The following is an 11865-nucleotide window of genomic DNA, read 5'->3' as shown; positions in this document are numbered from 1 at the left end:
AATTGAATTTTATCTATTTTTGAAAAAAAAAGAATTGTAGCTTTTTGAAAATTAAAATTGCTTTGACCAAAAACGTATTAATTATCCTTCTACTCCTATCGGGATTGGCAAACAGTCAAGCTGTACGCAAATATTCAAATGAATTTATGAATATTGGTGTTGATGCAGCGGCTTTAGGTATGTCTAATGCGGTGACTGCAAGCACAAATGATGTAAATTCCGGATATTGGAATCCTGCAGGCTTGATGGGACTTGAAGATAGTCAAGGTGCTTTAATGCACGCCAGTTATTTTGCTAATATTGCTCAATATGATTATGCTGCTTTTGCCAAACCTATTGATGACAGAAGTGCTTGGGGAATTTCACTTATTCGATTTGGAGTTGATGACATTTTGAACACAACACAACTAATTGACAGCGAAGGAAATATTGATTATAACCGAATTAGTAAATTTTCAACAGCCGATTATGGTGTTACTTTTTCGTATGCAAGAAGTTTACAAGTTCCCGGATGGCAGTATGGAGTAAATGCAAAAGTGATTAGACGAGTAATAGGAAAATTTGCCAATTCTTGGGGTTTTGGATTTGATGCCGGAATTCAATTTGAGAGAAATGATTGGAAAGTAGGTTTAATGGTCAGAGATATAACAACAACATATAACATTTGGAATATTGATGAGGATGAATTTGAAAAAATTTCCAATGCGATTCCGGGAGAAAACCAAGATTTGCCTGAAAGCACAGAAATTACTTTACCAAAAGCCCAATTGGGTATTTCGAGAAAATTTGAATACCGATATGATTATTCTATTTTAGCTGCTTTTAATTTAAACATGCAATTTGCACAAACAAATGACATTATTTCTACCTCAGCGGTTAGTATTGATCCGGCTTTAGGTTTTGAATTTGGATATACTGACATGGTTTTTTTGAGAGCTGGAGTTGGAAATTTTCAACAAGTTAGACAATTAGATGATTCTGAAAAAATTGGTTTTCAACCAAATATTGGAGTTGGTTTTAAATATAAAGGCATTCAAGTTGATTATGCCTTAACGGACATTGGAGACCAAAGTGTTGCTTTATACTCCAACATTTTTTCTGTTAAAGTTGATTTAGGTATTTTTAGATAAGCCAATGAAAACAAAAATACTTTACCTCTTTTTTTTGATGATTTCTTTGGTATCCAAAAGCCAAAATTATCCGTTGTCAGAGCAATCGAAAATTAGTGTTATTACTTGTGACAAAGGAGATGAATTACATTCTCTTTTTGGTCATACAGGCATACGGATTCAAGATCCGAACAGGAATATTGATACGGTTTTCAATTTTGGAATGTTTGATTTTAGCACGCCAAATTTTTATTTGAAATTCGTAAAAGGCGACCTTCAGTATTATGTTGATCAAGCTCCTTTTGAACATTTTTTATATGCCTATCGACTTGATAACAGGAGTGTTTATGAGCAAGAGTTAACATTATCACTTGAACAAAAGCAACAACTTTTTGACCAATTGACCAAGTCATTATATTCTGATGATAAATTTTATACCTATAAATTTATTGATAAAAACTGTACAACTATGGTTGTAGATCAACTCAATACAATTTATGGAGAAAATATTATTTTAAAGACCGATGAAAAAAACAGCAGTTATAGAAAGGTATTAAATCCATATATGGATAATTTATATTTTGAAAAACTTGGTATCAATATTATATTTGGTTTCCGAACAGATGAAGCAGCAGAGCAACTATTTTTACCCATAGAATTGTTTAACAGTTTACATAAAACAACCTTTCAAGGTAAAAAATTAGTTAATAAAGAAACCATACACTTTACAAGAGATTCTTCCATTAAAACCCAAAGTTGGTGGAATAAATCGTTGTTATTATATTTCGTTCTTGGATTAATTTTACTGTTAAGAAGTAAATGGGTTTTCTATGTTTATTTAACTATTGCCGGGTTGTTGGGTATTTTTTTATTAACTGTAGGATTTTATTCAGATCATAGAGAGGTTTTAATGAACTATAATGTTTTACTATTTAATCCGTTTCTTCTTTTTCTGATTTATTTCTATCGAAAAAAGAATAAAAAATGGTTGGAAATAACTGAAAAAATCCTGGTTGTCTGTCTTTTTACTTATATACTGTTTATGCTTAACAAAGCCCATTTAGGTATAATGGCTCCTTTTATCTTAACGCACATTTTGATTTTTATATTTTTTCACAGACGTTTTAGAAAATTATTGACCACGAAAAAAAAGTATAGTACTTAAGGTTTTTATCAAAATATTAAGGTCTAAAAAGACACTTCTGTGCTTAATATAGTATAAATCGTATTGAAGTTTGATAAGACTATCATCAATAGAATCACCATAGCTATAATTTACTTGTGCCCAACCGGTAAGCCCCGGTTTAAGTACGTGACGAGTTTGATAAAATGGCATAACTTCGGCAATTTTATTCACAAATACGGGTCTTTCTGGTCTTGGACCAATAACAGCCATGTCTCCTTTTAGAATATTATAAAATTGAGGAAACTCATCTAGTCTTGTTTTTCGCAAAAATTTTCCAAATGGAGTAATTCTTGCATCATTTGTGGTTGCAAAAACGGCACCTTGCGATTCTGCATTTTTAACCATTGTTCTGAACTTAAAAATTGAGAATTCTTTCCCATTTTTCCCTACCCTAATTTGTGTGTAAAACATTTTTCCTCTATTTCCACATAAATTTCCAATAAAAATTAAAGGAAAAATAACTATGCCAACACTCAAACCTAGAAGAGCGATTATTATTTCAAAAATACGCGTTGAAAGTAAATATAATTTGTTTTGATTACTTCTACTAAAAGGAAAATATTTATAAAAATCTCTTGAAACAAATTGAACCGGTATGCGTTGTGTTAATGATTCATAAACCTGCGTATATTCACGAATCACAAAACCATTTTCTAAAAGAAATAACAATTCATTATAAAGTGAAACAGTTATCTCATCAGTATTTTGCGTTGCAATTACAATTTCAGAAATAGAAACTTTACGAATAAATTTCCTTAAGTTTTCTAATTTTAATACCTTAACTGTCTTGTTTGCTATTTTATACTCTTTTGCATCATTAGGATTCACAACCGCGATAATGGAATAATGTGGATCAATACTTTTTAAACCAGCAATTAATTCATCTGCTTGTTGATTTTCACAAATTAATATTACTTTTTTCTGAAAACGCTGAGAAGCTAAAAATTTTTGATAAAAAATTCGCCATATAAGCAATGCAAAAAATATGGCTAGAAAAAAATATAAAATTTGTATACGATTATTAGGAAGAGCCGGTGTAAAATAAGGCGTTAATAAATAAGCCAAAACGGTAGTAACAGTAGTCAACACTATACTTCTGATAATTTGAAACTGATTACTTGCTATTTGCAAATTATACATTTCAAAAATAGTTCCAATAAAAATAATATAAATACCTAATAGTATTGTCCAATAGAAGTTTGAAGGAGTGATGTTAAAATAATCGAAATTAAACACTTCACCAACAATATATAAAGCAAAAACAACAAAAAGTACGTCAAAAACTCTTAAAAGAATTTTTCGTTCTGAAACTTCGAAGTGAATTTTCTTTTTACTTTGCATGTTGATTTATTGGCAGTTAAATTAAGCATGCAATTTAGCAATTTTAAAAAAACGTTAATACATTATTTTAAAATTTCTTTCCATTGGTTTTTAACAATTTCCCAATCAAATTGTTCAACCTTTTTTCGGGCCTTTAAAGTTAAATTAATGCCTAAACTAGGATTCTCAATTATGTTAACAATAGAATCGACCATCTGTTTTACATCATTACTTTCTACTAAAATCGCATCATTTTTATCATCTAATAAATATGGAATTCCTCCAACATTTGTGCTAATTACAGGTAAACCTAATGCCATTGCTTCCATTACGCTAATTGGCGTATTATCAACAAAAGTCGTATTAATGAATATATCATAATCGGTAGATTTTAAAATCCATTCGCTTTTTTTTAATGCACCTGTAATTTCGACTTCTATTTCATATTTTACAGATAAATCTCTTACGCTTTGTTCTGAAATTCCTTTAAATGGCCCAATCATACAAAAAGAAGCATTCGAATATTTTTCTTTCAAGCCAGCAAAAACTCTAAAAGCCATTTCTGGATTATAAATTTTTTCAAATGCCCTAACCCATAATATTTTTGGAAAAAAAACTTCTCTCTTTTTGAAATCATATTGCTTAATATCCAAATTATTAGGAATGTACTTTAATTTAGAAATTCCGGCATTCATAAATGAAGTATATAGATATTTAGAAGGAACACAATTACAAATCGAATTATTTAAAATAAAATTCATTGAATTGGGATTTGATGATAATCTGCTTGGTAAATTACCACCTCTTAAAATTAAAACATACTTAATCCTGAATAGCTTAGATAAAGAAGAAATAATAACAGCATACCAATAAGCAGAAGTACTATAAGTATCAATAAGAATAAAATCGATTCTCTTTACATTAAAAATTAATGTAAAAATCATATCGATTATTCTAAAAAATATATTTTTAACTGAAGATGTATAAATGACTTTAAAGCCCGATTGTTCGAGTAGAGGCCCTAATGTTTCAATTGAAGTAACATTAATTCCATGTTTAGATAATTTATTTCCTACGTATAATATGTTTTTCATCTTTAATTATTTTTAATAACGTAAGAGAATAAATAAATGCTGGAGCTGCAATTCTCATAGCAGCATGATTTAAAGTAAGAAACCAAAATGCAAGAAAACACAATAAAAACAAATGATTTTTATTATCGATATACAAAATTAAAGGTGTTGTTAGCAATAAAATCAAAGATAAAATTCCTAATGTTCCATGCTCACCTATCATTCTTGTAATTTCATTATGAGAAGCAACAGAAGCTTCATAAAATTCTTTTCTAAGAACTGTTCCAGATCCAACACCTCCACCTAAAAAAGGATTATTTAGAAACAAATCAATTTCTGTTCTGGATATTTTCTCTCTTCCTGATAATAAATCTGCTTTTTCTCTTCCTAAAGCATCTTGATTTAGGTATCTTTTTTCAATAAAACCTGAAGTAATAAATGTTGAATATGTCCAAACCAATAATAATCCAAAAGCTAATATGATAAAAAATTTATAGACTTTAAATCGACCTAAGCTATTTACTTTAAATGTTAATATTCCAATTAACAAAACCATCATTATAATTCCTGTGATTAAGCCTCCTCTGGAGAAAGTTATTAAACATCTGTAAGATAATAATAATGTTAAAATCAAATTAATAATTAGTTGTAATTTGGATTTAGAATTTAGTAGTACTCTTGATAAAAATATAAACATTCCAAGTCCAAGAATTGTTGCAACTTGATTAGGTCCGAAACCACCAGAAGTTGCAAATTGCGAACCTGTATGTTTAAAATAATCCTTTAAATTAGGTGTAAAAATAATGATGTAAACTAAAGTACTTAATATTGGTAAACCTATAAACAATAAAACTTCATATATTTTTTCAATTTTAATTTTATACATGTAACAATACAAGGAAGCCACTATTAAACATATAGGTCCTGAAAGATTAAAAAGAACCATTTGTCTGAACCTAGGATCATGACCAATATCTAACATTGCAACAAATAACCCAGGAATTAAGAGTAATGCAAAAGTCCAAATAGGGAATGCGTTTTTTGCAAAACCTTTAAAATATATTCCCAAAAGAAGAATAATAATTACAATATATTTAGTATGTTCATAAAAAAAGTAACCATACGTCATCCTTATAAGAATCTCAGATCCAACAAAATAAGCAGCTGCTTTTAAAGCTTCATCATTTGCGTTTTTATTTCTAAAAACCCAGATTAAAGCAATTATAAACGTTCCGAAACTATAAATTTTAGATAAAGAGGGTATAAAATAAAGAATTAATCCTATTAATAAATGAATTAAAATAAATTTGATATATTCTCTATTTTTCATGAACTCTAATTGCTAGACAGTTTCAATTAATGGATTTTTTCTTCATTTTCATTGTTAGATGCATGCAAGAAAACATTTTATTTAGACTATGTGATGATTCTTCCCAATCAGATAAATTCCATGCCTTTCCAATAGCATTTTTTTTACTTTTAGATATCGGTAATAATTTTATTACAAAAAACCATTTAATTTTTCCAATTACACCTCTTCTCTCAACAATATCAAATGAACTTTCAAAACTCTGAAACGTTTTTTTTGTAAAAGGCCATTCCCAGTCTTTATCTGATTGAAATGGTCTGTATAAAATTCTAACTAGTTTAACTGGTAAACTTGTTTCTAATGGATCATAACTAATAATCACACCGTCTTTTGCTAATTTCAAATTCAAACGATCAATTAGAAGATTAACATTTTGAAAATGATGCAATACTCCATAAGCGTAAATTATATCAAATTCACTGTCAGGGAAATCATCATCTGATAAAAAATCTACTGCTAATGCTTTTGCATTTGGTAGATGACTTAATTTTTTTGATAATTTTTCTATTGCTATATCACTTAAATCAATTCCAATATATTCTTTACTATTTTCTGCAATATATAATGACAAATTATTTCCTGAATAACAACCTAAATCTAACACTTTCTTTGTTGACAAATCAGCAAGCCACTCTTTATGTTTAGAATATACCATTTCTTGAATTCCAACTTCTTTACGAATTGAAGATAAAAGTCCACTCCTAAAAAAAGACCATATTTTAGTAGGTAAATTTTTCTTTTTAGAATTATAAAATTCTTTTTGATTTAAATTAATATCTAATATTTCTTCTTTTGTTTTCATAATTCAAGATGTGATCTTCGTTTGATTAGACTATAAAATATGCTTTTTTAATTTTTCTAAATATTTTTCAAATGTAAATTTTTCTGCTAATAAAAGTACTTCTTTTGATTTTTGAATAAGTACGTCTGGTTTTTCATTTATTGCATGTATAAAAGCCTCTTTATATTCACTATTTGAATTAATATCCCAAAGAAAACCATTTTTATCATTTACATAATGTGAAATACTACCTGCATTTGAAACGATTGGGATTACACCAAAACAAGCGGCTTCGGCAACAACTTTTGGAAAACCCTCTAAATCAGAAGGAAGTAAAATAAAATCAGACTTTTTTAAAAAATAATGTACTTTTTCACTATTTAAAAAGCCATGAAAGTAAACTTTATTATTTAAAAAAGATAAATGATTTTTATAATTTTCTAATTTTCTACCATCTCCAATAAAATGTACTTCTTTAATTAAATCTATTTGTATTTGTTTTAACGCTTCAATAATTCTAGGTATCCCTTTAACGTCTTCTAACCTTCCTACAAAACAAAATGTAAATGGCAAATTAAAATCTCTTTTAAGCATCAATTTTTTTCCGTCTTCAATGTTGAATGAAGTCAAACAAGGATTTTCAAATGAATAACAATGTGAAGGTTGTTTCTCCCAAAAACCATTAATTGTAACTTTAGTATGGGTCGCTTTTTTTAGCAACCATCTCTGAAAACCGTAAGAAAAAGAAGGTTTCTTTTGAGACCAATCGCCAGCATATTTATTCCACCAGATTTTATCTTTGTAAAAAAAAGACAAAAATAAAGCTGCAAGTGCCGGATGAGACGGAGCTCTGGTATGGATTACATCTGAATCAATAATTTCATTTTTTATAACTTTTAAAAAATTTGGATAAGATAATAGTATCTCGAAAATTGATTTTATATTTTTCCCACCAACTCTATTTAAAAGAATAAATTTAATTTTACTGCTGTTAATTTTCCGCATAGATAAATCATTCATTCTATCTTGCCTATCAAATCCAATCCAAACTATTTGATCAAATAAATGTTCTATAAATTCAATTTCTTTCACAACCGGCCCAAAACCATAATATGATTTTCCGTTAAAAAATAATGCCGTGTCTGAAACAATAGTTAATTTTTTTGCACACATTTATAAATAAACATTAAATTCTTAAAAAATTCCTCTTCGCCAAAATATTGATTTATAATTTTATGCATTTTTGATTTATCATATTCCTTTGCAAAAATTAAATTTATCCTTTCTACCCATGAATTTACATCAAAATTATCTATAAAAAATTCTGGATAATGAGGCTTTAGCATCTTAGAAATCTCTCCAGTATCAAAAGCCAAAAAAGGTAATTCATTATTCAAGTATTCAAGAAGCACTAATGGTCCGGTTTCTTTTAATGAAACCATTAACCCAAAATGAGCCATTTTAAGATAATCATTTACATCATCAACATCTTCCATCATGATTATTTTTTCTAAAGAAGTGTCTTTTCTTTCCTTTAATTGGTTGTAATAGACAAGATCTTGATTTTTCCCAATCAATAGTAAACTTTTTTTTAGTTTTTCAGCAATTTCAATTGCAAAAATATTGTTTTTGTTCTTTTTAAAATTGCCAACAAGTACCAATTCAAATATACTTTTATCCTTTTTAACACTATTTTTATTTGGATGTACTAGAATGATATTCTTTAACAAGAAAATCTCATGTTCTTTATTTTTCAATATTTTTGAATATTCATCAAACATAAAATTATCAACACATATCAAATATTTAGGTTTAAATAAATGTTTGAGTAAGAATTGTTCGAATTTATTCAACTTTTTTGAACTATGATTGTGAAAAATAATTTTTCCCTTGACATTAAAAATTATTGAAATTAACTTGATGTAAAAGTAAACATGCCTTAAATGACAATGAATAATTTGATAATTTTTAATTATTCTACTACATTCATACATTTTTTTGAAGCTCCATTTATTATATCTATGAAGTTGAAAAAAAGTATTCATTTCTTTTAACTCTTTTGAGAGCACTCCTCCCTCGCGTAAAAACAAACAAGATACCTCAACGTTGTTTTTATGAAGAGTATTGCAAATAGTAACATATACTTTTTCTGCACCACCAATTTTCAACTCATCAATTACTTGAAGTACTTTCATTCAATTATTTATAAATATTAATATTCAAAATTTCTTCATGATTTAAACTGAATTTTACTTTTTTATCTTCAAATATTAACAATAAAACTCTTTTTTTAAGCACTAATTTTCAATCAATTTCTCGCTTGCCAATTTCCATGAAGTAATAATTTGAAAAAGTACTAATGGCAAAAATATAGGTAATAATACAAAGGATACTATTTTCAAAAACCTATATTTTTTAAATTTATAAGGAACAAGAGAGGGTAGTATCGTTTTTAATATATATAATATCGTTAATTTATTTCCAAAATACTTTCTAGTTAAGTATAAAACACTAGGAACTGGTCTTGGTCCAAACAACTTTTTAGGTCGCCAACCATCCCAACTTCCCATTTGTCTAAGCCCACCCTCTGAAACTTTTAAATGAATTCTTTTAGCTTTAAAATTAGATATGTTTTTATACCCATTAAGATAGCAACGTAAACCAAACTCCCCATCACCCATTCTTTGTTTTTCAAATTTTAAATCAAAATAGCCAATTTTATCAAAAATTTCTTTTTTCAATAATACATTTCCTGTATCTAACTGTTCACTCCATCTAAAATAGCTATAGTGTTTAGGGATTTTAGCTCCAATTGTACTCAATGAAACTCCTGATGAAATATCAGCTTTAAAAAAATCTAACACTTTTAAATGTTCAGAAATCCAATTTTCTTCAACTCTTGAATCATCGTCATATAATAAAACTAAATCTCCTTTAGCATTTTTAATTGCATCATTTCTAGCTTTCCAAAGTGCTTTATCATGTTGATACCAATAGCGTAAATTTAAGTTTCTATCTTTATAAAAATCTTCTTTAAATGGCTCAGATTGATCAACTACAATAACTTCAAAATTTTTATAATCTTGAAGTTCCAAATCTTTAAGCACATCTTCTAAATAAGAATATCGATTTAATGTTGGTATAATTACAGTAACAAAAGGATTGCTTTTTATAAGTTCGCTTTCAAAATGATCGTATTTTTTATATTCAAATTGATTTTCAATATATTTTTCTTTTTTAATGCCAATTGTTTTAAAAAAACAAAACAATTCTTTAAATGGATTATGAAAGGTAATAATCCTTATCAATAAAACATATACTACCCAAGCATAGTGGAAATTTTTCCTTAAAAAAATATACTCATCAATTATGGGTAATTCATAGTCATCCCAAATATTAGTATCTTTCTTATATTCCAAATTTATAAAACCCGATTGAAAAGCTATCCATGCAACATCTCTCTCTTGAGAAATTTTATCTTTATAGCGTTTATCTATTTCTATTGAGACATTATTTTTTGAGAGTTGAGCAATACTAGGAAAATAACCATAATCTTTAACTGGCTTTAAATTAAAATACCAAATTGGTTGTATGTATTTCAAAAAATTAAAAATCACAAAAATTTAATAAAATTAGGTCGTAAAAAGAAAATTTCTTTATGTGGTAAAAATACAATAAAATTGATTGTAGTCTATTTATGATTTCAAAAAGTTTTTCAAGTATTGAAAATACGTATTAATATGTATTGAGTATCTTCAATATATTTCAAGTTGAATATCATTTTTAATATGAGAATAAACTTGGTGAACAATCCTAAAATTATATATTTGTAAAACAAATAAGCTATAATTAATCCCTTTGAAATTATAATCAAATTATTCGAATGAAAAAAACACTTGAATTTATAAAAGAGGAAAAAATTTTTAGCATTTTGTTTTTATTTACTTTCCTTATTTCATTAAGAAGCATCTTTTTGACATTAAGTGGAGATGAAATAACTTATTATCAAATTGCAGAAAACATATTAAAAGGAAAATATTATCAAACAGACTATCCATCATCTGTTGTTCCGATAATACCATTTATGATGGCTTTTTTTAAAATTGATTCTTATCCGTTATTAGGGTTTATTTTACATAAAATAACGCACATACTTTTAACTATTTTAGCACTTAGATATGTTTTTTTACTTTTAGTTAAACTGAATATTGAGAAAAAAATCATCTACTCATTATTATTACTTATCATAACTGCTTCTGGCTATATTTCAAGTCACTCATCTTTGTATCCTGAAGCAATTGTTATGTTTTCATTTTGGGGTTTTATGTATTACTTAAACGAACCGAAGAATATTCACAACTATAAAAGACTTTTTATTTTCTTGATAATTTTAATATTCACACGACATTTATTTGCAGTGTTAGGAGGGCTTTTATTGGTTTACTATTTTGACTTAATAAAAAATCCAAAAAAACAAGTAATAAAATTTATAGTTATTTCCATATTATTCTCAACACCTTTATTCCTTTGGATTAAATATGTTTATTTTGTTGAAAGTAGTAATCTTAGTGAAATTAGTTACTTTAATCGTTTTAAATCAGATGATAATATTTTACTATATAACATCAAATGTGGATTAGGTCTTGAACAGCATTATGAAGTTAAAAAAATAAATGGAGTGCCTGCTTTTATATCATTATTTATTCCTATCACCGGGATTAGAAATTATACTATTAGCATTATATTATTATTATTAATTTTTTGGGGTTATTACAAAAATTTAAAAATAGAATTAACAAAATACTTTTTAATTGCTTTCTGTCTTGTTTTTATTGGTCTAATATTAGCAGGGACTGGGTTTAGCAGATATTGGTTAGTTTTATTACCTATTATTTATCTTGGCTATTATTATGCTTTTTTAAAATTAAATTTGTCAAACATTTATTTTATTTATTTTTCACAAATAGTTTCGCTTTTATTAATTGTAAACGAAATTAGATTATCGTATTTAATTTTTTATAAATAAT

Annotated in this window: 10 protein-coding genes; 3 read left to right on the top strand and 7 right to left on the bottom strand. The window is 27.0% G+C overall.

Going from position 1 to position 11865, the window contains the following annotated elements; genetic code table 11:
* Window positions 1–62: 62 nt before the first annotated feature.
* Window positions 63–1130, top strand: coding sequence for a putative type IX sorting system protein PorV2 (locus H601_RS0105935; RefSeq protein WP_483788261.1), 1068 nt, complete (start codon window positions 63–65; stop codon window positions 1128–1130).
* Between the two features lie 4 nt (window positions 1131–1134).
* Window positions 1135–2274, top strand: coding sequence for a lipoprotein N-acyltransferase Lnb domain-containing protein (locus tag H601_RS0105930; RefSeq protein ID WP_026710649.1), 1140 nt, complete (start codon window positions 1135–1137; stop codon window positions 2272–2274).
* On the opposite strand, the gene H601_RS0105925 is transcribed toward H601_RS0105930, so the two are convergent.
* The 7 genes from H601_RS0105925 to H601_RS0105895 all read right to left on the bottom strand — a co-directional run bounded on the left by H601_RS0105925 (window position 2242) and on the right by H601_RS0105895 (window position 10440).
* The gene (locus tag H601_RS0105925) at window positions 2242–3636 is read right to left on the bottom strand and encodes a sugar transferase (protein WP_026710648.1); all 1395 of its coding nucleotides are present in this window, start codon (window positions 3634–3636) and stop codon (window positions 2242–2244) included. The two genes, H601_RS0105930 and H601_RS0105925, sit on opposite strands and share 33 nt — an antisense overlap.
* Before the next feature lie 62 nt (window positions 3637–3698).
* Window positions 3699–4709, bottom strand: coding sequence for a glycosyltransferase family 4 protein (locus H601_RS0105920; protein WP_026710647.1), 1011 nt, complete (start codon window positions 4707–4709; stop codon window positions 3699–3701).
* Window positions 4681–6018 carry an O-antigen ligase family protein gene (locus tag H601_RS0105915; RefSeq protein WP_026710646.1) on the bottom strand — a complete coding sequence of 446 codons (1338 nt, stop codon included), beginning with the start codon at window positions 6016–6018 and terminating at the stop codon, window positions 4681–4683. The genes H601_RS0105920 and H601_RS0105915 overlap by 29 nt, the downstream gene beginning before the upstream one ends.
* Before the next feature lie 22 nt (window positions 6019–6040).
* The gene (locus tag H601_RS0105910; protein WP_026710645.1) at window positions 6041–6859 is read right to left on the bottom strand and encodes a class I SAM-dependent methyltransferase; all 819 of its coding nucleotides are present in this window, start codon (window positions 6857–6859) and stop codon (window positions 6041–6043) included.
* Between the two features lie 30 nt (window positions 6860–6889).
* Window positions 6890–7930, bottom strand: coding sequence for a glycosyltransferase (locus H601_RS0105905; RefSeq protein WP_169628254.1), 1041 nt, complete (start codon window positions 7928–7930; stop codon window positions 6890–6892).
* Window positions 7931–7992: 62 nt separating this feature from the next.
* Window positions 7993–9033: a glycosyltransferase family 4 protein gene (locus tag H601_RS0105900; RefSeq protein ID WP_026710643.1), complete on the bottom strand. Its 1041-nt coding sequence runs from the start codon at window positions 9031–9033 to the stop codon at window positions 7993–7995.
* Between the two features lie 102 nt (window positions 9034–9135).
* On the bottom strand, window positions 9136–10440 hold the full coding sequence (locus H601_RS0105895; protein WP_245571618.1) for a glycosyltransferase family 2 protein: 1305 nt from the start codon (window positions 10438–10440) through the stop codon (window positions 9136–9138).
* Between the two features lie 281 nt (window positions 10441–10721).
* On the opposite strand from H601_RS0105895, the gene H601_RS0105890 reads away from it, so the two are divergent.
* The gene (locus tag H601_RS0105890; RefSeq protein WP_026710641.1) at window positions 10722–11864 is read left to right on the top strand and encodes a hypothetical protein; all 1143 of its coding nucleotides are present in this window, start codon (window positions 10722–10724) and stop codon (window positions 11862–11864) included.
* Window position 11865 lies beyond the last annotated feature (1 nt).

It is taken from the genome of Flavobacterium filum DSM 17961 (genome assembly GCF_000425465.1).
In the GTDB taxonomy this organism is placed as follows: Bacteria; Bacteroidota; Bacteroidia; order Flavobacteriales; family Flavobacteriaceae; genus Flavobacterium; species Flavobacterium filum.
The sequence above is the reverse complement of the archived record's forward strand: the minus strand, read 5'-3'. Positions and strand labels throughout refer to the sequence as shown.